The organism is Clostridium sp. LS, assembly GCF_002760435.1.
Taxonomy (GTDB): Bacteria; Bacillota; Clostridia; order Clostridiales; family Clostridiaceae; genus Clostridium.
The window spans coordinates 15,214-38,986 of record NZ_AUUU01000039.1; the positions used below are offsets into that span (position 1 = coordinate 15,214).

The window sequence follows — 23,773 nt, forward strand, 5'->3', positions numbered from 1 at the left end:
ATTAGGCGATAGAGTGCCAAGAATATAAAATAGCCACTCATTAAGGGTTAGTCTAGATGTTGTGTTACCATCTAGCGTATTATATAGTGCTTTATTAAATTAACTATATAATGTGTGAATGCGTTGACCAATTGCGCATATATAAATAATTTTGGTATTGAAGATTAATTTGATAATATATGCTCTAATTGATGCTTGAAATCATAGCATTAGATTTACTATTGATAATTATGATGATTCATTTTTATGGGAGGGATTAATTTGCAAAGAATTATTTATGTCGGTATTGGAGGATGTATAGGAGCATCAATTAGGTATTTAATTACTAAACATTCAGCAAATTTATTTAATTCCAGCATTCCATTTGGGACATTAATTGTAAATGTAGTTGGTGGATTTCTTATAGGGATGATAATGGAATTAAGTGTGTCTACAGAATTTATATCACCAAATTTAAGGCTTTTCTTAACTACAGGAGTTATGGGGGGACTTACAACATTCTCCACATTTAGTTATGAAACAATAGGCTTAATAAGTGACGGAAAATATTTTCTTGGAGCAGTAAATGTTCTTCTAAATGTTTTTTTGAGTTTAGGAGGAGTTGTTTTGGCTACATCAGTAAGTAAGGTTATTGTTTAATATTTACTATATTAAAAACTCAAGTAATTTATTTTCATAATTACTTGAGTTTTTAATTCTCTCTTTTTAATTTATTAGTATTATTGTTTGTTTAGCTAAGGTTTTCTAAACTGTAATCATCAGCTGTTTTACTAACATTATAGGCTATATCAACGCTATTTTTAAAACTAGTATTAACTAAAGTGATTTTATCTTTTCGCCCAAAATGTTCTTCAACAGATAATTTTATTGTATGCTCACCTTCATATAAATCTATATGTTGTTCTTGATCTCTACTTGGAGGAGCTGACCATGTACATCCATCAGGATTATATGATTTATGGTTTAGTCTAACTTTATCACCCTTAACTGAAATTTTATAAATATTTTCTCCCTTAGGGTTTGGAAGTTCAATGCTAGATTTTAAAAGTTTAAATTGATTTTGCAGTGTAACTTGATTAGATTCACTATTATATTCAGTATAGTCATCGTCTTCAATATTATTATATTGGTAATTATTTTTATCATGATGCTTTTGAACTGCATATTGAATTTCAATACTGTTAAATAAATTGGTGTTTATTAAAAATAGCTTATCTTTTTGTCCATGAGATTTAGCCACATTAATAGCATGGATTTCCTCAGTGTTATCTTTTAAATGAATATGTTTTAGCTGTCCTTTAGTTGGATTTGCAGACCATGCACCGCCATCAGGATTAAATGATCGATGAACTAGTCTAATACCTTTTTCACTACATTTTATCTTATAAATATTTAGTCCTTCAACACTAGGCAATTCTATACTTGAAATTCCAAATTTAAATTGACCTACAAGAATTTGATTATCTTTAGATTTTTTTTCTTCGATTTTCTTTTTTCTATAGTAAGCAAGAGTAGATTCTTGAGGGACTTTAATTAATCTACTTTTGCTTATACCAATCTTTTGAGAGGTATAAATACCAGAATGGCCAGAGAATAAATAGCTTATAGCACAAGTCATAAACATAAATTCCATACCTGCTGAACCAAACATTTCTAAGCCTAAAACAAAAGAAGTTATAGGTGCATTTGTAGCACCAGCGAATACTCCAATAAGGCCTAAGGCAGCTAAAAATGAAGGTGAAATATTAAGTATACTTGATAGAGTATTTCCGAATGTAGATCCTATTACAAATAAAGGAGTAACCTCGCCACCTTGAAAGCCTGTACCCAAAGTAAATGAAGTAAATATGATCTTACTTAAAAATGCAAAAGAACTAACATGTCCAGTAAATGAATCATTAATTAATGGGATACTTAGACCAAGGTAATCTCGTGTTCCTATTATGTATGTAAAAGCAATTATGATAATTCCACCAATAAAGCTTTTAATAGAAGTATTTTCAAAGCCAGAAGAAAAAACTTCTTTTAATTTATGTGTTAATTCACTAAATAACTTACTAATTAATCCAAATAAAATTGCAGCAATTACAACTTTTAATACTACTCCATATGTGATATCAGGAATTTCTAAAATACTATAATGAGTATGATGAATTCCCAATACTTCAGTTATAAGATTTCCTACAAAAGCCGAAATAAAGCAAGGAATTAGTCCAGCATAATTCATAGTTCCAAGAGCAGCTACTTCAAGTCCGAATATAGTACCAGCAAGGGGAGTGCCAAATACAGAACCAAATCCACTGCTGATACCACACATCAGAATAATTTTAGTATCCGTTTTATCTAATTTTAATAACTTTCCAATGCTTTCTGCTATACTGGAACCAATTTGTACACCTGTTCCTTCTCTTCCAGCAGAACCCCCAAATAAGTGAGTTATAAAAGTTCCAAGAAAAACTAAAGGTGCCATACGTAAAGGAATGTGATCTTCACTTGTATTAATTTTATCTATGATTAAATTATTACCTTTGGATGAATTTTTTCCATATTTAGAATATAAGAAGCTCACGAAAGCACCACCAATTGGTAAAAGGAATAATAACCAAGGATTATCATTTCTCAAAGTTGTAGCAATATCCAAGCTTTTTAAAAAGAAAGCAGCAGCAGATCCTATTAGTGATCCTATAATTGTACTAATTACAATCCATTTTAAAAATGAGAGACCAAGGATTGTGCTCATGTTTAAATTTCTAATAAATAAAATAGTTTTTAAAGTTTTTGAATTACTTTTCTGCATTATTGTTCTCCTTTTCTTATTATTTTTATTGATATGATTTGCCATACGTAATTATTGTGTATATTTGGAAAATTAAAAATGGCTCCTACAAAAAAGCGGATTACCACTATTTTGTAGGAGTCATTAGCATTACGCAGTTAAAGGCGAACTCCATCACCTGAAAATATATTAGTAATATTATCATAATTAATTTATTTGAACAATTTGTATAGATGCTGAGAATTCAAAATAGATTAATTTAGTTTTATTACTAAACGATATCATTTCATATAGCTATAACCTTTGAAAAATTATTATGAGATTTTATAAATTAAAAATTTAGAAATTTATGACTTGGAAGTTATGATATAAATTGAAATTTATTGCATTTAATGATAAAATTAAATAAATAAATATTGGGAATGAAGTACTCCCGTGGTTTATACCTAAAACGCTAACAAGCTAATGACTTCTGTGATGTTTCGCAGAAATTATTGGCTTTTTTTTATTTACCTGAAAGCTATAATAACTTCTGTTTAGTTTTATCTAAAGAAAGGATGTTAAGTATGAGTTTTGAAAGTATATTATACCTTAAAGAGAATCCTATAAACGATAATGAAGAAATGCCAAAGTATTTTAATGATTTACACTTAGATCAAATTATTAACAATATTACTTTAGGAAAACAAGAGTATAATTTGAAACCTTTTTTCTTTAAGCCTTTAAATAACTTAGATGAGATTTTGTATCGTCATGAAATAATGAAAGATTTAGAAAATCAAAATTTATTTTCTAAAGTTAAAGAATTTTGTGAGAATATGAGTACTATAAGAAATAAATTAGAAGAGATGAGCAGGCTTAATTATGAGTTACAAAAAGATAGTTGCTTTTTAGATATTATAGAATTCTATTGCAATTCAGTGGAAAATTTTGTGTGGAATTTGATGGATATAGAAATTAAATCTAGTGGTTTCAAAAAATTTTTAGAATATGTTAAGGAATATATAAAATCTGAAGAATTCGCTATATTAAAAATAGACTTTATTGATTTAAAGGAAAAATTGTTAAAAGTAAAATATTGCCTCTCTATAAAAAGTAATTGTGTTAAGATCAAAAAATATGAAAATGAGAAAGATTATAATATTGAAATAGAAGAAGTATTTAAAAAGTTTATACAAGATTCTAATAAGGATTATAAATATAAATTTAATTCATCATTATATATGAATCATGTCGAAGCAAAGATATTAGAAATAGTTTCTATATTATATCCAGACATTTTTGAAACTATAAAAGAGTATCGTATAAAGAATAAGGAGTTTCAAGATATTAAGATAAAGGAATTTGATAGAGAAGTTCAATTTTATATGTGTTATTTAGAATATATAAAAAGATTTAAAAGGATAAATTTAAATTTCTGCTATCCTGAAGTATCCACTGAGAATAAAGAAATTTTTATAAAAGATGGATTTGATTTATCATTAAGTGAAAAATTGATTAATCAAGATATGCCTATTGTATGTAATGATTTTTATTTTAAAAATAATGAACGTATTTTTGTGATTTCTGGTCCTAATCAAGGAGGAAAGACAACCTTTGCTCGTATGTTTGGACAATTGCATTATTTATCAGCGATAGGATGTCCTATACCAGGAAGTAGTGGAAAAATGTTTTTGTTTGACAATATATTCACTCATTTTGAAAGAGAAGAAGATATAAAAACTTTAAACGGAAAATTACAAGATGATCTTATACGTATACATGATACTTTGATTAAGTCAACACCTAAAAGCATTATTATTATGAATGAAATATTCTCTTCAACAACATTACATGATGCTATTTTTCTAGGAAAAGAAATTATGAATAAAATAATTAAATTAGATGCCTTATGCGTATTTGTAACTTTTGCATATGAGTTAGCTGATATAGATGATAAGGTTGTCAGTATGGTAAGTGCAGTCATTCCAGAAAATAATAATTCGAGGACTTTTAAAATTATAAGAAAGGACTCTGATGGACTTGCATATGCAATTTCCCTAGTGGAAAAATATCATCTTACTTATAAATGTTTAAAGGAGCGGATATTATGATAAAATCATTTCTTTTATATAAAAATAAAGATTTTACTGTAGTTAATAAAGAGGATTTTAATGAAGAAAATTTAATACAGGATTTAGAATTGGAAACTTTATTTTCTTATATGTCATGCAATGATAAATTTATTTATGAGACAGTAAAAAATGTTGTTTTATCAAGTTTAAAAGCTCCTAGTGATATATTGTATAGGCAGGATATATTAAAAGATTGTATTAAAAATTATACTATTATTAAGGATATTTACGATATTTCAATACAAGCTATTGAAAACGAAAAAAAAAATTTCTTAGGTATTTTTAGTAATAATCCTAGTTCAATTTTAAGCAGATCTGCAAATGTATTAGAAATGTTTATGAGTATGATAAAAAAATTAAGAAATATTGCGTATGAATATAACGAAAAATTTGAATCAGAAGGCTTTAATAATTTTTTCTCTATGCTTAAAAATGAATTTAATGATGAATATTCTTCAATAGTTGAGAGTCATTTAAAAGAGTGCAGATCTTGGAATGAAATTTATATAAGTGTAGAGCTTGGTCAAGGAAACAAAGGAATAAATTATATACTAAGAAAACCAAATGAAAAAAAGAAAACTATAATGAGTAAATTATTTAATAAAGATGAATTTATATGGAGATTTTATATTGGGGAACGCGATGAAAGAGGAATAGATGCTTTAGCAGAATTACAGGGCAGAGGAATTAACATTGTTGCGAATATACTTGCACAGTCAGTTGATGGTATTTTAAGTTTTTTTAGTAATTTAAGAATGGAATTGGCTTTTTATATAGGATGCATGAATCTGAAATTAAAGCTTGAAGAAATAGGAGAGCCAACAACTTTTCCAATGCCTTTATCAATAGAAAGTAGAGAATTTGATTTTAATGAATTATATGATGTTTGTCTTGCTTTAAATATGAAAGGAAATATAGTAGGTAATAAATTGAAAGCACAAAATAAAAATCTTGTAATTATTACAGGAGCTAATCAAGGTGGAAAATCAACTTTCTTAAGAAGTCTTGGTTTAGCACAAGTAATGATGCAATGTGGAATGTTTGTGCCAGCAGATAATTTTTCAGCAAATATATGTGAAGGTATTTTCACTCATTATCGTAGACAAGAAGATTCTACAATGAAGAGTGGTAAATTAGATGAAGAACTTAATAGGATGAACAAGATTATTGAACACATTACACCAAATTCTATAATTTACTTTAATGAATCGCTTGCAGCAACAAATGAAAGAGAAGGTTCAGAAATAGCAAGGCAGATTACTAATGCTTTAATAGAAAAGAATATAAAGGTTGTATTTGTTACTCATTTTTTTGACTATGCAAGTAGTTTTTATAATAAAGAATTAGAAAATGCAGTCTTTTTGAGAGCTGAAAGAAAAGAAAATGGAGAAAGAAGCTTTAACTTAGTAGAGGGAGAACCTCTAAAAACAAGCTTTGGAGAAGACTTGTATAAAGACATATTTGATATAAATTAATGTAGCATAATTTTAAAAATATTATAAATATAAAATAAGGATGGAACTTATAGTACACTGTAAGTTCTATCCTTATTTGTTATGTAATTATATATATCGTTATCGTATATTAGAATAAAACTTTAATTACCATTAAAAAACATAAAATATATAATATGAATTATCAGAAGGGCTATCAAAATAATACTTGATACTAAATGCAATTTATGTTTTGCCATATATCTTCGTATACCAGAAATGGATACAAGAATAAATGTTAATAAAGCAATAAATCCTGTAATATAGCCAATATTTAACTTGACTCCATTTAATATATCAATATAAGCGTGAACAAATGCAAAACCTAAAGCAAGAATGGCTATCGGAACATGATACAATCTTGCTATTCTGGCAAATGATATTAATAATTTGCTTGACGGTATATTTTCCTCTTTATTCTTTTTTAGCAATTTAGTCACTACATACCACCCCATCGCAAAAGCAATACCTATTATTGCAGACCATTTTGAACCGAAGTTTAGAACTCTGTTCAATAAGCTATAAATGCTTACTGATATTGGAATGTGCTTGGCAATAGGCGGTGTAGCGAAAAGAAAACTAAAGATAACGAATATTGTGGCAAGAACTATTGATAATCTTATAATTCTCTTTTCTTTAGGATTTTTAATAATAACTTTTATATTTTTTTTAGCATTATCGTTATTATAGTTTGAGGTATCATTTTGTAACATAATCATTATCTCCTTTTGTAACGTACGTTTCCTTCTAAATTAATAAATACTTAATTAAATAACATCACTTAATTATAGCGTTTGATTTTTATGTTATTTTTCTCTACTTGCAATGTATGTATTCCATTGAATATTATAATTTAAATAGAAATATAAATCAATTAAAAAGACATTAAATTCGTTCAAAATGATATTAAATTCATTTATTTTGCATAAATCATTTTGTGTTGTATAATTATATTATAACTAAAGGAGGGATCGTAAGTATGGAAAATGAAATTTTAACGCTTGAAGAAGCTTGTGAATTTTTACATGTTAGTGATAGAACAATGATTAAATTACTAAGGGAAGACCATTTACCCGCAAGAAAGATAGGAAGAGAATGGAGATTTAGCAGAAAAGCTTTAATTGACTGGATCGGTTCTGGGGACTCTGTCAGCTACACAAACCAAGATGAAACATATGCAGTTTACCAAGATAAAGAGGGAAATTATAAAGACATAATAAATGATATTTGTAACGAGGCTTCAAAGTTAAAAGAGAATAATGACATAAAATCATTAATAAAGGATTTGAATTTCAATATCAATATACCCGATGATGTTAAGCTAAGTATTAGTTATAAGCAAAAAAGGGATATAGAGAAATTAGAGTTTAAAATATTTTGGTCTTTAAGAGATGAAGTCAAAATAACAACAAAAAAACAGACCAACAAGTATTATTAATTAAAAGGAGCATAAGAGACTATGAGTTCAAATGAATTTGAAGATGTAGATTCTAAAAGGATAAATTCCAATGTTAAGTATTTAAGTTTTGCTACTTTTTTAGCAGATATAGGCGGAGGTTTGGTAAATGTGGTTCTTCCACTTTTTCTAACCTCTTTAGGTTTAAATAAAACATTCATAGGAACAGTTGAGGGGATTGCTGATTTTACGGCAGGAATTGTACGTATATTTTCAGGATGGTTTTCAGATAAATTAAGGAAACGAAAGATATTTGTTATCTTGGGATATTTATTAGCAGGAATAAGTCGCCCTATTTTAGCATTTGTAAATAGTGGTTTTGCTATTATATTTTTTAGATTTTCAGATAGGCTTGGAGGAGGTATTCGTTTAGCACCTGCAGATGCACTTATAGCAGATGAGTCGAGTAAATCATCAAGGGGGAGAGCTTTTGGACTTAATAGAGCAATGGATGCTTTTGGAGCAGTAGTTGGACCAGTTTTAGCTTATGAAATTCTAAAAGCTCACCCTGGTAATTATAAACTTATTTTTTCTTTAACTGCTATTCCAATGTTTCTAACGGTAATGGTAGTAACTTTTCTATTAAAAGAAAAGACAGATAGAGTTGAGTCTAGAATAATGCCTCCTTCAATGAAGGGATTGAATAAAGACTTTAAGAGTTTTCTTTTAATAGTAATATTATTTTCATTAGGTAATTCAAGTGATGCATTTTTAATACTAAGAGCACAAAATTTAGGGATAGATCCAACCGTGATTCCTATTTGGTGGGCTGTTTTCAGTTTAGTGGCTACTATTCTTTCTATCCCATCAGGGATAATATCAGACAGAATAGGTAGAAAACTATTAATAATAATTGGATATGTAGTTTTTTCAATTGTTTATTTTGGATTTGCCTTTGCTCATGACTCAAGTATTTTATGGTTAATGATTGGATTATATGGTATATACAAAGGACTTGCCGATGGTGCTCAAAGAACATTGGTTTCTGACCTTGTACCTTCGCATCAAAGAGGTTCAGCATTTGGGGTATTCCATACATCAGTAAGTATGGCAACATTACCGTCAAGTATAATTGCAGGGTTGCTTTGGGACAAGGTTGGAGCGTCAGCACCTTTTTTGCTTGGAGGAATTTTAGCTTTAGTATCAAGCCTTCTAATGATTATGATGACATTTTCAAAAGAAGATATTAATATATGGGTTTAGAGGATATTAAATTCATATGAAGTTTTATGTGATGGGCATGTGATTTCTATAAGGTTTTTTGTTTTAAAATAGGGTTATAAATACAATTATTTTTACAATTTAAGGTTATAGTTGAAAGTAGAAATATTGGTGAAAATGATTATTATTCAGATAAAGATTAGCAAGCTAGCACGCTGTACTTAAATTAAGTAAATTTGCTATTTTAAGAAAAAGTTGTACTTTACAATCCAACTACTGCTTTATTCTGCATGAATAAATTAAATAACATTAAAGATAATAACAATAAGAGTAGTTATGTTTGAAAGGAAAAATTTTTCATGAAAAAAGTGTTGTTTAATTTAATTGTTGCCATAAGTATTATTGGAATAATTGTATGTGTTTCAGATATTATGAAGACTAGAACAGTTGAAAATCCGATTGATAAAGATAGATTGCAAGAAATAAAAGAAAAAGGAGTACTAACTGTTGCTTCACCATTATATGATATCCCATTTTTTTATGTAGATCCTAAAACAAATAAGATAAGTGGAATTGATGCTGATATCATTAATGAAATAGCAAAGAGGATTGGAATTAATAAAATTGAAACGAAGGAAACGCTATTTTCAAATTTATTAGAAAAATTAATAACTGATGATAGTATAGATATGGCAGCTGGTGGAATATATATAACTCCTGAACGTGAAAAGCTAGTAGCATTTACTCAACCATTGTATAAAGAATCAGAAACTGTTGTTGTTCCCCAATTTTCAAAAGTTAATTTTGTGATAGATTTAAAAGATACAGTAATCGGAGTAGAAAAAGGAACAGTATTTGAGAACCTAGCACAAAAGTGGAAGAAAAATAACTTAATAAAGGATGTAGTAACATTTAAAGATATATCTTAATTATTGAATTCTATAAATAGTGGGAAAATTGATGCAGGTATAGTTGATTCTACTGAGGTAAATTATTTATTAAATCATAAAAATTTTTCTTTAAGAACCCTAAAAGATTATACACCTGAAATTCATGGAAATATAGGAATAGCAGTTGAAAAAAATGACATTTCTTTATTGAATGCATTAAATGAAAAAATTAATGAGATGAAAGCAGACGGTACACTATATGCTATTCTTCGACAAAATGGATTAGACAAAAGCAATATGCCATAGATTGATGATATAAATATCTATTAAAAAATATATAGTATCCTAAATATTATGTTTTATAGAAAATATAAAAAGCAGTTCAATTTATCAATTAGATTTTTTTGTATTATTATCAAAGTATATTTATCTATTTTGATAATACTTGTATTTTGTAGTAGAAATCGTATTTTCATTAACTATGCAAGTATTTGAAAAATATAAATATTTCTGACTTTTTAATGTTGACGAAGAGATTATGACAAGGACTGTTATTCAAGACTCTCACATATTGAACTTTGCTTTTAGTGTAGGGCATCTTTTCTAAAAATACATGCAAAAGCAATAATAAATTATATACAAGAAAGTAAATTTAATTATAACAAAGAGTATCTGCAATGAATTTGTGGGTACTTTTTTAAGAATATTTCAATATATATTTGCCTTTTTTATTTATGAAATTATGTTACTTTAATGTAAGGATAGGTAGTGTAATTATATATAATAATTTGAAAAAGAATATTATCTAATTTTATGAAGATAATAAAATAGACTAATATTCTAAGGAGTGATATTTATGGAGGAAAATCCTATGTTTTGTTATCAGTGTGAGCAAACAGCAGGGGGAAAAGGATGCACAAAGAGTGGTGTATGCGGAAAAACACCAGAAATCGCAAATTTACAAGACTTATTAATATATCAATTAAAAGGAATCTCTTGTTATGCAAAGCCTTTAATTGAACAAGGTAAAACTATAGATAAAGAAATAGTTAAATTTGTAGAGAATGGTTTATTTACAACATTAACAAATGTAAACTTTGATGCTGAAGTTCATGTAAGATTGTTGAAGGAATCGCAAAAGATAAAAGAATCTTTAAGAGATCAAGCACCAGAAGGACAATATCCAGATGCAGCCACATATAATTTAAGTGATTCAAAGGAAGAGATGTTAAAGGATTCAGTAAAAGCAGGGATAATGTATGATCAGAATCTAGATGCAGATATTCGTTCCTTAAGATCAACTATACTATACGGATTAAAAGGTGTAAGTGCTTATGGACATCAAGCAAGGTTTATTAGTTACAATAATGACCAAGTAGATAATATTTATTTCCTAGGATTAGAAGCTACTACAAATGATAATTTAAGCTTGGAAGATATGATACGTATGACTATGAGAGTAGGAGATATGAGTGTACAAGTAATGCAGCTTTTAGATGAAGCTAATACTAGTAGATACAAAAATCCTTCACCTCATAAGGTAAATGTTAATATTAAAAAAGGCCCATTTATTATAGTATCTGGTCATGACTTGAGAGATTTAGAAATGCTTTTAGAGCAGACAGAAGGTAAAGGAATTAATATTTATACTCATGGTGAAATGTTACCATCCCATGGATATCCAGAATTAAAAAAACATAAACATTTAGTAGGTAACTTTGGTTCTGCATGGCAAAACCAACAAAAAGAATTCGATGGAATTTCAGGATGTATTTTAATGACTACTAACTGTTTAATGAGACCAAGAGAAACCTATAAGGATAGAATATTTTCAACAAGTGTTGTAGGTTGGGATGGGGTAAAGCATATCGATGTTTTAGAAGATGGAACTAAGGATTTTAGTGAAATAATAAATAAAGCATTAGAATTAGGCGGCTTTAAAGAAGATGAAGAAGAAAAAGAAATACTAGTGGGCTTTGGTCATAATGCAACATTATCCAATGCTGAAACTATAGTAAATGCAGTTAAGGAAGGAAAGATTAGACATTTCTTCTTAATAGGTGGTTGTGATGGGGCAAGACCAGGAAGAAGTTATTATACTGAATTTGCTCAAAAGGTCCCAAAAGATTGTATTATCCTTACACTAGCATGTGGAAAATATAGATTTAATAAATTAGACTTCGGAGAAGTTGCTGGACTTCCAAGATTATTAGATGTAGGTCAATGTAATGATGCATATTCAGCTGTTAGAATTGCAACAGCACTTGCAGATGCTTTTAATACAGATGTCAATGGATTACCATTATCTATGGTTCTTTCATGGTATGAACAAAAAGCAGTTGCTGACCTTTTAGCATTACTTTCATTAGGTGTAAAAGGAATCTTCCTTGGACCATCACTTCCGGCATTTATAAGTCCTAATGTATTACAATATTTAGTGGATACATTTAACATAAGACCTATAAGTGAACCGGATGATGATTTAAAGACTTGCTTACAACAAGGAGTATAAGTATAGATTAAAATATAAAAAATATATTTAAAAGGATTTAATTGATGAAAAGTATATTATCAATTAAATTCTTTTTAAATTGCGATCTAAAGCATATTCAGTTAGTTGTTTTATAAGAACTGTATTTTGCAGTAATGAAAGTCTTTGTATTCAGTTTCAACAATTAACTCAGGAGGAATTAAAACACAAGAAATTGCTCTTGGAGTATGTGATTGGAATAGGAAGATGGCTAGAAATGCTATGGATTCATTATTTGCTACTAATGGTAACAGAATTGAAGTGGTAATTTCTAATAATGATGAAATGGCAATAGGTGCCATTTCATCATTACAGAAATACAGATATAACAAATGAGATAAAGCAATGACTATTCCAGTTGTTGGTGTTGATGCTATACCAGAAGCTCGAAAATTAGTTGATGAAGAGATTATGACAGGTACTGTTATTCAAGATCCTCACATCATGGCAGGAGTAATTTATGATATGGGGATGAACTTAGTTTATGAAAGAAAACCTCTTGATGGTATACTATATAATTTTGATGAAACAGGAGTAGCGGTTAGATTACCTTATAAGGAATATATTGGTTAATAATATATAACAACCTACATGTAATTTAAAGTAAGAACACATGTAGGTTTTTTATTATAATATTTTACACTATAGTCTTATCTAAAATAATAATCTTATCATTTTGCATCTTTTCTATAGTGGAAGATGGTAAGTTAAAATAACGTTCAATTTCTTCTTCTGTTACAGCTTTAGGAAATTTACGTCTTCTTAAATGTGCGTATCTTTTATAGTTATATTTTCCCCAAAAATATATTAATATAAAACTACTACTTGCAATAACAATCGTGATCATAAAAGTATACATTGTTATACTTACGTCACTTAAAGTAAATAACTTATTATAAAAATTAGGTAAATTAAATGACCAAAACACTATATATAATAATGATAAAAATATCATAGATGATAAAGTCTGAATTATATAATACAGCATAATAAGCCATCCGACTGTAGTTATTAATATTTCTAATATTCTAATGCCTTTCTTTTGCAATCCATCAATAATATTCATGTTTAAAGCCCCCTATCTGGACTATCCCATGTTGCAAATTTTTTTCTGTTTCTAAATAATGCTTTAGGGATAGCTCTTAATATAACCAAAGCACTAAAGTACCAAAAAAAAGTTGGATACCAAATTGCCCATAAATAATATTTTAATAAGTCTTCATCATATTGTTTATCTAATGCCATTGCAATAATGAATTGAATTAAGCAGATAAAAGATAGATATTGACCTTGCCAAAATATAGAGGAAAATGTCTGCATTCCAATAGTGATTTGTATAATCATTGTTATAAACAATATAAACCATGTTATTGACCAAAATATGCTAAATATTTGTTCTATGTATACAGGCATCAAACGTCTATATTTCCAGCTTAAAAATATGTTCCAGTGACGCATTATGACTTCAAGACCGCCTTGAGCCCATCTTACTCTTTGCTTCCATAATCCAACCACTGTTTCAGGAACTAACATCCAACAAAGTGCTTTGGGTTCATATCTGATATCCCAAAAACGCTTTTGAAGTTTCCACGTTACTCCTATATCTTCGGTAATTAAGTCTCTGTCCCATAATCCACAATCTATTAATGCTCTTTTTCTAAACACTACAACAACACCTGAAACAGTCATTACTTTACCAAGTAATCTTTGTGTTCTTTTAATTAAGCTGATAATACTTGATGATTCACATAGTTGTATTTTAGCTAATAAAGAACTACGATTGCGAACTCTAGGATTTCCAGTTACAGCACCAACTCTTTCTCCGTAGTTTGGAGTAATAAAATGAGGTATCATGTAATTTAAAGCATCACTATCAAGATACGCATCTGCATCTATTCCAGCCAAAAACTCTCCCTTTGATGCAACTAAGCCTAGATATAGCGCATTTGCCTTACCTGCATTAGTTTTAAGTTGAATAACTCTTAATTTTTCATATTCTTCTGATAGGTTGTTTAATATTTCTTCAGTTTTATCTTTACTGCCGTCATTAATAGCTATAATTTCATAGTTAGGATAGTTTAGATCATTAAGACGTTTAATTGTATTTTCTATAGTATTTTCTTCATTATGACATGGTACTAAAATTGATACCATTGGACTCTCATTTAGAGGTAATCCAGGCTTTTTCTCTCTTCTATAATAAAATAAAACACCGCCAATTATCCAAACTGTACTCATTATAAGTGGATACCAAAATACAAATGATGAAGCATATGCTATTAATTTACTCATAAGAACTCCTTTGAAATTAATATAGAATATTCTGATATTCAATAACTATTATGTGGAATCTAAAAGGAAATATTCAAACTATAATGTGGTGATTTATGTAAAATAATGCTATGTTACAATATTTACAGTATGTCCAATAAAAAGTTCTTTGTAAGTAAGGGAGTAAGAAATTAATGGAATTAATTCAGTTACGAATCACTATTATGTAAATTTAATTAAAATTTTATATTTTTTTATATAAAAATATGTTTTAAAGTTAAAGTTAATTCGAGGTAATACGACAATATATGGGGTAGAATTCATAATGCTCCAGAGTATGCTTATTATTTAATAAAAATTAAAAGTTTATATTTGAATATAAAAGTATAAATGTATTTAAAAATATATGATAATACAGCGATATAGAATTATGAAATGACAATTATTCAGGCAATACAATAAAAATATTAAGTGTACATAGTAATTTATTGTTTATGCAAAAGTCAAGTTAAAAAAGAATAACTATTTATAGGAAACTGTGATTCATATATTTATTTGGGCACTTTGTATATGATGAGTTAGTAGTGCAACCGACCTTTATTTAATAGAGGTCGGTTTTTTATATTAAAAAAATAGCTTTGTTGGTATAAATAATAAAAATTTCAGAAATTATTTGTTATAGTTCAATATGTTAATTATGTTACAAGATTAGGTTGAAAAACATATGGTAACTAAAATGCTTAGACCACGTGTTTTGAAATGTAAAAGTTAATATAGGAGGATATGAAAATGAAAAAATTTAAGTGAAATTAGAATTTGAGTTGATAGATGAATATTTTCATCTTACGTTTGTTAGCAAAAGAAGAAAGGATGTTATTAAATTTGAAGAACTACATAAATAAATCAATTGTACATTTTTTGGTAATTTTAATGATATTTTCATTAGTACCTTCTAAAACTGTAAAAGCAGATGAAGTAAGTGGAACTGTATCAACATCTGATGCAGTAGATAAAGCACTAGACTTTCTATGTAAACAACAGGATACACCTGTATATCAAACCAGTATAGAATTTGATGAATCATATGATAATGGTTATGCAGGAGAGGTCTCAGGAAAAGTAGATTTATCAAAGATAGATATTTCATCAACTTTTCCTAGTCCTGTTCTTATGTTAGATGGCTCATATGACGCAGGATATCAAGGTACTATAAGCGGACGAGCATCTGGAATAAGCAATTATGACGATTATAAAGTTAGAATTTATGATGAAACGGATATTGAATATTTAATTGCAACAGTTAATTTAGATAGTGATGGGACTTGGAGGACAGGCAATCGTACTATTCACGGTACATTAAAAGCATACCTTGTTTCGAAAGATGATACAATAGAAGCTGATGCTTCTAATAACACTAAGATACCTCAATTATCCGGGTATGGAGTTGAAATTTATAGCGCAACAGATGTTCCGTATTATCAATGTAATGCATATTTATATGCAGATGGTACATTTTCAACTCGTAGTAAGCCTCAGTATGATGGTGATGGAAATATATTAAGTTATCTTAATTCAATACATCCGGGCGTTAAAATTGCAAGGTTGGTTAGAAATTCTGATCACAAAATTTTAGCTTCAACAGAAATTCCAAAGTACAATCTTGTGAGATCGTATTATGTTCCTAGTGATGATCCAGCCAAAAAGTATGTTTCAAGCAGGAGTTGGATATATGATGATGCTTTGGCAGTAATATCATTTTCTATTGCTGGAGAGCAAGACCGGGCTGAAAAAATTTTAAATAGCTTGAAAGAGTTACAAAATTCAAATGGTTCATTAGAATTTAGTTATGACGTATATAGTGGATCAATGCAACAAGTTATTAGAAGTGGTTCTATGGCTTGGGTTGGTTATTCTGCAGTATATTATGCCAAAAAGTTTGGCGATAATTCATACATTCAATTTGCAGAAAGTATGGCTGATTATTTATTATCATTAAAAGATCCAAATACAGGAAGTATTAAAGGCGGTCCAGATGTTAGTTGGTACTCTACTGAACATAATATTGATAGTTATTTCTTTTTTAGAGATTTAGGTGCTTTGACAAATAATAGTAGATATATTAAAGCTGCTCAAGAAATTAAGCAATCTCTGTTAAAAAACCATTGGAATAATGAGAAAATGCAGTTTAATCAAGGTATTAATGATGAAGAAACTACTCTTGATGTAAATTCTTGGGGAGGCATTTTTCTAAACTCTATAGGAAGACTTGATCTTAGTAGTTATTGCAAAAATGTTATTAATGCTTTTAAAGTAGATGGTAAAACAATATCAAAAAGTTCAGACGATAGTACATATAATATGACCTATTCCTTAGGTAAGGAACTTTCAGGGTTTGAACCTTATTTACAAACTGGAAGCTATGCAGATTCACCTAATGTTGTATGGGCTGAAGGTACTTGGGGCGCAATAAATTTTCTTCAACGAGAAGGACAAAATGCAGATGAGTATATAAATTCTATGTTAGACATGCAAAGTGTTGATCAAAATGGAGGAACAGTTTATTCTAATTTAGGAGATAATGATTCTGCAGGGATATATTCATTTCACGTATGGCCAGCAGTCGCAGCTTCAGGCTGGGAATATATAACCATGAAAGACCCGAATGGATTATGGGCAAGCGATGATAAGGTTATTCCTACATCAACAGAGGGAACAATTACAGATGTAGATTTCAAAAATGGAGTAATTCCAGATGCTATTGCAAATGATGAAACTTACCAACAAATAAAAAATTCATTTATATATTATGTGGTGGGAATAAGTAAGGATAATGCTAAGGTGCTAAAATATATATTTACAACTAGTCCATATAAAGAGGACTCTTATATTGAGAACAATAGCTTTACTACAGTCACTCCGGCATATTGTTTTGAGTATGATACAGAAACCAAACAGATACGCCCCCCATCAAGATCAGATAGCTTATGTCAACAGATTAATTTAGATGATAATAACCAAGGAATTTATTTCACTAACTATGATTTATATGATAATGCTGGTAATCTTTTTATGGCTAGTAAAATATCTGTTAATATCAAAGTTGCGAATACGGGCATTGATAATGTTGATGAAACTTTGAATAAGTGGTATAATTCAAATCCACAGTTAAGGTACGGAAATGATCAAGGATATAATGTAAATTCTATTCTAAGTTTCCAGAGTGTATTACTTAAAATGTCATCAGAAGGCGTTGATGTTTCTCAAATGACAATAGAAGAGTTGAATGAATTGTTTGTATTTGAGATGAAAAGCGAAGTAGATAAGATATTATCATTAAGTATGGCTGGTGACATAATTACAATAAAAGCTGGTGGAGAAGTGATAGTTGCTAAGGGGGCGGCTGAAGCTGTTGAAACTATAATGACTAAAGCTAAGTCAATAGGTATAACTAGTGAAACAGAGCTTTCTAGAATAAGTAGTAATATCTCTGAAGCTATCGGTAAGGGAAGCAAGTTTACAAAACCTACGTTACCAGAGGACGGTGTACCAAGAGGAGTTTATGAGTCTGCTACTGGTGATGCAGATACTATTAGGTCAATTACTAGACAAAATGAAGCTGCTGATTTATTAGCGAAAGAAGGATATGATATTGAAATGTTGCCATATAAAGTAGATGGAAATGGTGAAGGCTTAATTCCAACTGCAAACCCAGATTATAAGATAATGAATAATGTATTTGATTGTTATTCGCCGAGTACAAGTAATGTTAGAAATATATGGTCTACGGTTCAAGAAAAAACTCTTTCACAAGGAAGACGAATAGTTTTAAATTTAAATGATTATACTGGTTCAATGGATGGTTTGGTGAAACAGTTTTATGATTGGCCAATAGAATCTTTAGATGAATTAATAGTTATTAAGGATGGTAAGATAGTCACATTGTTTATTAGATAACCAAAGAAAATAGGAGGTTGATATATAATGAGTGTATTTCATGTGTTTTATTTAGCTTCAGAGAATAGGAAAAATTTTGAGGAACTAAAGCAATTAATTATTGATACTACACCTAAGGCGTCATCAAGCATTGCCAATGGCAAAACTCAGATATCTGAAAACACAGACATTCTATTGAATATTTGGTGTGAGCATTTTTCGCTTCGTGTTAAAAATGGAGGTCAGCCAGTTAAGTTTAGGAGTGAGGATTATGGAATGAACTTCCAGTATCAATTTTGGTTTGATGCAAATACTGCAACAAGTGGCTGGTTTGAAGAATTACTAACTTTTGTGGGGAAGATAATGAAAAACTGCGATAGTGATTGTGTTTTAGAATCAAACGGAGAAACACCTTTAATCATGCGGAAGAATAGAATGATAACTGTGGATGTCAGGAAAATGAGCGATGAGCAGATACTCTTAGTCAATAACGCTGGATTAGAGTATAAAGAAGGACATTTGGAAAGCGTATGAAAAAATGAGAAAGAAGTAATCTATGGAACCAATCTTTGTTGAAAATTAACTACATAATAATGTGGAACTGACTAAAAAATCTTGAATTCAAGAGTGTTAGTAGTACTAGGTTTGGTACTGTAAGGGTTATAGAAAGTTAAGCTAATAAAAATAGACTGCATAATTATCATTATGCAGTAAGCAGTAACAAAAGTAAAAATAAAGTATATATTATAGTAATGATGAAGGCTAATGTTGATAAAAAGGCATTAGTCTTTTTTCTATGCCAAAAACAATGAAAGGAGTAAATAAGCATGATAAATGAACTGGTACAAAGATTCAAGATACATCTAGAGGAGGACGGTAAGAGTCCTAAAACAATAGAAAGCTATGTGGGAGATGCATCTGCTTTTGTATCATTCCTTGAAGGTAAAGGAGTTGATTTTAACGGAGAAATGAAAAGATTCTACATCACCAGCTACAGGAACTACCTAATTGAGAATCAGTACGAACTATCAACCATCAATAAAAAGGTCAACAGTATTCATTCTTTCAATAGGTACTTGGTGGACAATGGCTGTTCAAAAGATATTGTTGTAGATATTACTAAGGATAGAGTAAAGCTGGCATATGGTTCTGAAAGGCAGGTAGAGGTACTTACAGATAAGCAGGTAGAACGAATCTTACTCTACATCCAAAACGATGAGAAGGTCAGCAAAAGGAATAGGATGATAATTCTCCTGCTTGTCTACACAGGGTTAAGGGTAAGTGAACTTTGTGACATCAATACTAAGAACATAGATTTTCTAACAGCACAACTAAAGGTCTTTGGAAAAGGAGGTAAAGTAAGAGAAGTTCCGATGAAATCAGAGGTTGTAGATGCAATCAAAGAATACTTAGTTGAACGAAGTACAAATCCATTTGCAGATTCTGAATATCTAATTGTAGGTCAAAGGGGTGTTCTTCAAAGGGATGCAATCAATACAATGCTTGAGAAGCTAACCTTAAAGATTGGCATAGATGCGAGGCTAAAGCCACATACCTTCAGACATACGTTCTGTACAAAGCTTGTAAGCAAAGGAGTAGCACTAACAACTGTAAGTAAACTAGCAGGACACAGCAGTATTGATACCACTGCAAGGTTTTACATCAATTAAGTAAGTTGGTTCATTATTTTTTGAGTAGTTAACACATTCTATAGATACATCGTTCAAAGGAACTATATTAAAAAGTGATGATAACACATCAGAAAACGGGGTTTCAAAAGACTGTGAATAAGAGTGGTGTTGAATTTAAAAAATAATAAATAAAGGCTAAAACGACTGGTTTAATAGAAATCGATATGTGATTAAAATTTATCTAGCAGTTCCTCAAGTATAAGCATCTGATAAAGGATTTCCTAGAATTTATGGATAATAATTACAATATAAGAAAATGCTAGAAATAATAGCATCAAATCAAAATTTAAGTAATTTACAAGATTATATAGATTTAGCTAAAAATAAGTATAATATTGAAATACGTTTTATGGAGGAATAAAAATGGAGTTTAAATCAGAAGTTATGGAAGTATTATTAAAAATAAATTTTTCAGAGAGAGCTAAAAAACTTGCTGGAAAACATTCTATTGATAGTAAAGATGCACCTGAAAACTATGATACTGAAGAAGTTATCAAGATATTTAGTGAATTAGGATACGATGCTAAGTTTAATAAGAAAGAGAACTTTTTTAAAGTTACTGAAAAACTAACGCAATATAGGGTTCAATGCCATATATCTGTGAAATATAGTTATGTAGAAATTGGTTGGTACTTATTTAAAGATAATAAGTTCTACGAAGGTGATGTGTGGTCTGCAATGAAAAAAGCTTTAGAAGGTGATGATGAACAGTTAATGAAGCCAGAGTTTCATAGCTACGAAGAGCTTAAAGAAATATTAGCAGAGGCATTTGAAATGTATGAAGATTTTAAAAGAGAACTAGAGATCTTAAAATAACTTGTGGTTAACTATAACAATGATAAGAGTCAATGTTTCTAATGAAGAAGCATTGGCTCTTTTCATGTAAAGAAATTGAAAGGGGTGAAGATGATGTGTCAAATTATGAAGAGAATTACTATGTTACTACTGAAATTATGCATAATGGAGGACGTCTAATAGGCATGAAAAAGCGATATTTGGACGCTAAAAGATATTACTTTGAATTTAGATAATCGTAAAACTCCTCTAAACTTACTTCTGTAAGCCCTCGAGCTTTCATATACTTTGTGATCTCATACAATAAATAAGTACCGCGTATGGCGATTATTAGAATACATAATCCTATGGAGAGCAAAAATCCACTAATAAAATATAGCATAGTATCACTTCCTTTACATGTACAGATCATCCAAAAATCTATTAATTTATTCTAATAAATAAAGTAGTAGCAAGGTGGAAATTACTGTTTTGTTAAAAATGACCATATTTAACTGAAAAAAGATAATTTTATATTTAACGACCTAACTCCTATTAATATATAGTATTAAAAATTCATTATAAGATAGCACTAGGATATAATAACTTCTCCATCTCCTATTAATACAAATTTATATCCAGGTTGAAGAGGAATCAAATTAAATTTTTTAGATTGTGGTTTTACACGTATTCCTTGAAGTGGTGTTGCATGAGAATCAAAAATGATTACATAAATCCGTTCGCTAAAAGAAGGATTTTGTACAGTATAAGATATACCTGGTGAAAGTTTTAAATTCTCTACCTTGTAAAAGCCTTTTGTAAGAGGCTGCGAAATAGCTATAGCTGGTATTAAAAGAATTTTAAAAGAAAAACAAAGTAAAAGTAAAAATATAATTATAGCTCTTTTCAAGAGTATGTGCCACCTTTCTATTTAAAGTTCGATAAGTAAAATGTGTATATATATGAGTATCGTAATGAAAACAAATTATAAAATATGTTGTATTTAAGATTAATCTATAATAATTTCATCATTAGTAACCACTAATAGTTGATATCCCGGTTCAAGGGGGGTTAAAATATATGCTTCCGAATTAGGAATCAATTGCATATATTGTTGTGTAATTTGGTTTGAATCAAAAGCCATTATAAAAGCATACTCATTATTAGAAGGATTTTTAATAGTATGTGTCATATTTTCAGATAAATTTAAGTCTTCTGATCTATATACTCCCTCCTTAATAGTCTTTTGCTGAGCCATCGAAGGTATTGAAAGCAAATTAAATGACAAATATAAGCATAATAAAAACATAAAAAAGAATTTTTTCATTAGATTAACCACCTTTCGATTTTAGTTTATACAAAAAATATTATGTTATTCCCAAGATGTTTTATATTAACTTACACAATTCTAACCTTTTATTCATAGAATAATTATATTTTTAAGAGACAATCTATCCTTAGATTATAATTTAGACGATACTACAGGAGGATTGCGGATGAAAATAATAAAAAGAATGATAATATTTATTGTAATTATAGTTATAGCAGCAGAAACATTAATAGGTGCTATTCCAAATAATATCTATATTAGATCAAAGTTGAATTCTAATAATCAGGGAAATCCAATTAGAGTGGGAGTAATATTTTATAGTTTTGATGATCCTTATGTTATTTTATTAAAACAAAGTTTAGAAAATATTGAGAAGAAAAATGAAGGAAAAGTTAAATTTAATTTTTATGATAGTAAAAATGATCGGGCTATACAAAATCAAACTATTAATACATTGCTGGTAAGTGGAGATGTTGACCTGCTCATATTAAGCTTAGTGGATTTGGTAAATGATCCAAAAGAAATTATTAATCTAATTAAAGAAAAAAATATTCCAGTAATTTTTGCTAGTAAACGAACAGTTAAAGTAGATGAAAATATTGTTAAATCATATGATAAAGCTTATTATGTAGTGCCAGATTCAGAGCAGGCAGGAAGATTACAAGGGAAAATGATAGTTAATCTATGGAATAAAAATAAAAAAACTATAGATACAGATAAGGATGACATTATGCAGTATATGATATTACAAGGTGGAGTCAACAATAATGAAACAACTGATAGAACTAAATATTCTATTGAGACAATTAAAGATGCGGGAATAAAAGTAGAGCAACTTGCATCAGCGGTGTGCAATTGGAATGAAGATTTGGCTAGGGAGGCAACGGAAGGCTTATTAACACAATATAGTAATAAAATTGAGGTAGTAATTGCTAATAATAATGCTATGGCTATAGGTGCCGTAAAAGCACTACAAAAACATGGATATAATAAAGGCGATAATACAAAAACTATACCTGTTGTTGGAATTGATGCACTACCAGAATCACTAGATTTCATAAAAAAAGGATATATGTCAGGTACCGTGCTGCAAGATCCTGATGTTATGGCAGAAGCACTTTATGAAGTTGGAACGCACTTAGTTAGTAACACGCGTTTTGATTGTACAAAAGAATATAAATGCGATGAAAGTGGAAGAATTATTGAATTGCCTTTTAAAGAATATATGAGTTAAGAATAATTCTACTGTTTGTAGATTAAGTTTAAAAAGGAAGATAGAAAAATCCAAAGACAAACATAAATTACTTTCAAAGATAGTCAATAGCGGTGGAACAAATTAGTGTCTATAAATCAT

General features: G+C 29.1%; 18 protein-coding genes, 2 pseudogenes and 3 riboswitches. Of the genes and pseudogenes, 14 read left to right on the forward strand and 6 right to left on the reverse strand.

The annotated features are described in order from the left end of the window. Positions 1 to 261: 261 nt before the first annotated feature. Positions 262 to 639 carry a fluoride efflux transporter CrcB gene (gene crcB, locus COL3_RS09725; RefSeq protein ID WP_008424322.1) on the forward strand — a complete coding sequence of 126 codons (378 nt, stop codon included), beginning with the start codon at positions 262 to 264 and terminating at the stop codon, positions 637 to 639. An 865-nt stretch (positions 640 to 1,504) separates the two neighbouring features. On the opposite strand, the pseudogene COL3_RS29260 reads toward crcB, so the two are convergent. Next, a pseudogene (locus COL3_RS29260) lies at positions 1,505 to 2,797 on the reverse strand (voltage-gated chloride channel family protein); the annotation flags it as partial. A gap of 107 nt (positions 2,798 to 2,904) precedes the next feature. After that, positions 2,905 to 2,964: riboswitch (Fluoride riboswitch) on the reverse strand. Between the two features lie 221 nt (positions 2,965 to 3,185). Further along, positions 3,186 to 3,258, forward strand: a riboswitch (Fluoride riboswitch). An 84-nt stretch (positions 3,259 to 3,342) separates the two neighbouring features. Here COL3_RS29260 and COL3_RS09735 point away from each other — a divergent pair. Next, positions 3,343 to 4,869 carry a mismatch repair ATPase (MutS family) gene (locus COL3_RS09735; protein ID WP_008424325.1) on the forward strand — a complete coding sequence of 509 codons (1,527 nt, stop codon included), beginning with the start codon at positions 3,343 to 3,345 and terminating at the stop codon, positions 4,867 to 4,869. After that, positions 4,866 to 6,365 (forward strand): mismatch repair ATPase (MutS family), encoded by a 1,500-nt coding sequence (locus tag COL3_RS09740; protein WP_008424327.1) that lies wholly within the window; start codon positions 4,866 to 4,868, stop codon positions 6,363 to 6,365. Before COL3_RS09735 ends, COL3_RS09740 begins: the two co-directional genes overlap by 4 nt. Positions 6,366 to 6,487: 122 nt before the next feature. Here COL3_RS09740 and COL3_RS09745 read toward each other — a convergent pair whose 3' ends face one another. Then, positions 6,488 to 7,096 carry a hypothetical protein gene (locus COL3_RS09745; protein ID WP_008424329.1) on the reverse strand — a complete coding sequence of 203 codons (609 nt, stop codon included), beginning with the start codon at positions 7,094 to 7,096 and terminating at the stop codon, positions 6,488 to 6,490. A gap of 266 nt (positions 7,097 to 7,362) precedes the next feature. Here COL3_RS09745 and COL3_RS09750 point away from each other — a divergent pair, with 266 nt between their 5' ends. From COL3_RS09750 to COL3_RS29270, 6 genes and pseudogenes are all read left to right on the forward strand, one after another. After that, entirely contained in the window at positions 7,363 to 7,821 is a 459-nt protein-coding gene (locus COL3_RS09750; RefSeq protein WP_008424332.1) for a helix-turn-helix domain-containing protein, read from the forward strand. Between the two features lie 21 nt (positions 7,822 to 7,842). Beyond that, positions 7,843 to 9,042, forward strand: coding sequence for an MFS transporter (locus tag COL3_RS09755; RefSeq protein ID WP_008424334.1), 1,200 nt, complete (start codon positions 7,843 to 7,845; stop codon positions 9,040 to 9,042). A 317-nt stretch (positions 9,043 to 9,359) separates the two neighbouring features. Beyond that, positions 9,360 to 10,196: pseudogene (locus tag COL3_RS09760) on the forward strand (ABC transporter substrate-binding protein). Between the two features lie 550 nt (positions 10,197 to 10,746). Continuing rightward, the gene (hcp, locus tag COL3_RS09765) at positions 10,747 to 12,402 is read left to right on the forward strand and encodes a hydroxylamine reductase (protein WP_207655443.1); all 1,656 of its coding nucleotides are present in this window, start codon (positions 10,747 to 10,749) and stop codon (positions 12,400 to 12,402) included. 144 nt (positions 12,403 to 12,546) lie between these two features. Next, positions 12,547 to 12,756, forward strand: coding sequence for a substrate-binding domain-containing protein (locus COL3_RS29265; protein WP_242982119.1), 210 nt, complete (start codon positions 12,547 to 12,549; stop codon positions 12,754 to 12,756). A 9-nt stretch (positions 12,757 to 12,765) separates the two neighbouring features. Continuing rightward, positions 12,766 to 12,993, forward strand: coding sequence for a hypothetical protein (locus COL3_RS29270; RefSeq protein ID WP_008424340.1), 228 nt, complete (start codon positions 12,766 to 12,768; stop codon positions 12,991 to 12,993). Positions 12,994 to 13,057: 64 nt separating this feature from the next. Here the strand turns inward: COL3_RS29270 and pgaD are convergent, their stop codons facing one another. Next, the gene (gene pgaD / locus COL3_RS09775; RefSeq protein WP_008424341.1) at positions 13,058 to 13,486 is read right to left on the reverse strand and encodes a poly-beta-1,6-N-acetyl-D-glucosamine biosynthesis protein PgaD; all 429 of its coding nucleotides are present in this window, start codon (positions 13,484 to 13,486) and stop codon (positions 13,058 to 13,060) included. A gap of 2 nt (positions 13,487 to 13,488) precedes the next feature. Beyond that, positions 13,489 to 14,712, reverse strand: a complete 1,224-nt coding sequence (gene pgaC, locus COL3_RS09780; RefSeq protein WP_008424342.1) for a poly-beta-1,6-N-acetyl-D-glucosamine synthase — start codon at positions 14,710 to 14,712, stop codon at positions 13,489 to 13,491. Positions 14,713 to 15,213: 501 nt separating this feature from the next. Further along, positions 15,214 to 15,296: riboswitch (cyclic di-GMP riboswitch) on the forward strand. Between the two features lie 277 nt (positions 15,297 to 15,573). On the opposite strand from pgaC, the gene COL3_RS28670 reads away from it, so the two are divergent. From COL3_RS28670 to COL3_RS09800, 4 genes are all read left to right on the forward strand, one after another. Beyond that, positions 15,574 to 18,645: a hypothetical protein gene (locus tag COL3_RS28670; RefSeq protein ID WP_207655444.1), complete on the forward strand. Its 3,072-nt coding sequence runs from the start codon at positions 15,574 to 15,576 to the stop codon at positions 18,643 to 18,645. Between the two features lie 27 nt (positions 18,646 to 18,672). Then, positions 18,673 to 19,158, forward strand: a complete 486-nt coding sequence (locus tag COL3_RS09790; RefSeq protein WP_008424344.1) for a hypothetical protein — start codon at positions 18,673 to 18,675, stop codon at positions 19,156 to 19,158. A 293-nt stretch (positions 19,159 to 19,451) separates the two neighbouring features. Beyond that, positions 19,452 to 20,294 carry a tyrosine-type recombinase/integrase gene (locus COL3_RS09795; RefSeq protein ID WP_008424345.1) on the forward strand — a complete coding sequence of 281 codons (843 nt, stop codon included), beginning with the start codon at positions 19,452 to 19,454 and terminating at the stop codon, positions 20,292 to 20,294. 384 nt (positions 20,295 to 20,678) lie between these two features. After that, the gene (locus COL3_RS09800; RefSeq protein WP_008424346.1) at positions 20,679 to 21,131 is read left to right on the forward strand and encodes a hypothetical protein; all 453 of its coding nucleotides are present in this window, start codon (positions 20,679 to 20,681) and stop codon (positions 21,129 to 21,131) included. A gap of 550 nt (positions 21,132 to 21,681) precedes the next feature. Here COL3_RS09800 and COL3_RS09805 read toward each other — a convergent pair. Both COL3_RS09805 and COL3_RS09810 read right to left on the reverse strand, forming a co-directional pair. Then, positions 21,682 to 21,999 (reverse strand): hypothetical protein, encoded by a 318-nt coding sequence (locus tag COL3_RS09805; RefSeq protein WP_008424348.1) that lies wholly within the window; start codon positions 21,997 to 21,999, stop codon positions 21,682 to 21,684. A 99-nt stretch (positions 22,000 to 22,098) separates the two neighbouring features. After that, positions 22,099 to 22,416, reverse strand: coding sequence for a hypothetical protein (locus COL3_RS09810; protein ID WP_008424349.1), 318 nt, complete (start codon positions 22,414 to 22,416; stop codon positions 22,099 to 22,101). A 169-nt stretch (positions 22,417 to 22,585) separates the two neighbouring features. Here COL3_RS09810 and COL3_RS09815 point away from each other — a divergent pair, with 169 nt between their 5' ends. Continuing rightward, positions 22,586 to 23,653, forward strand: coding sequence for a galactose ABC transporter substrate-binding protein (locus COL3_RS09815; protein ID WP_008424351.1), 1,068 nt, complete (start codon positions 22,586 to 22,588; stop codon positions 23,651 to 23,653). Positions 23,654 to 23,773 lie beyond the last annotated feature (120 nt).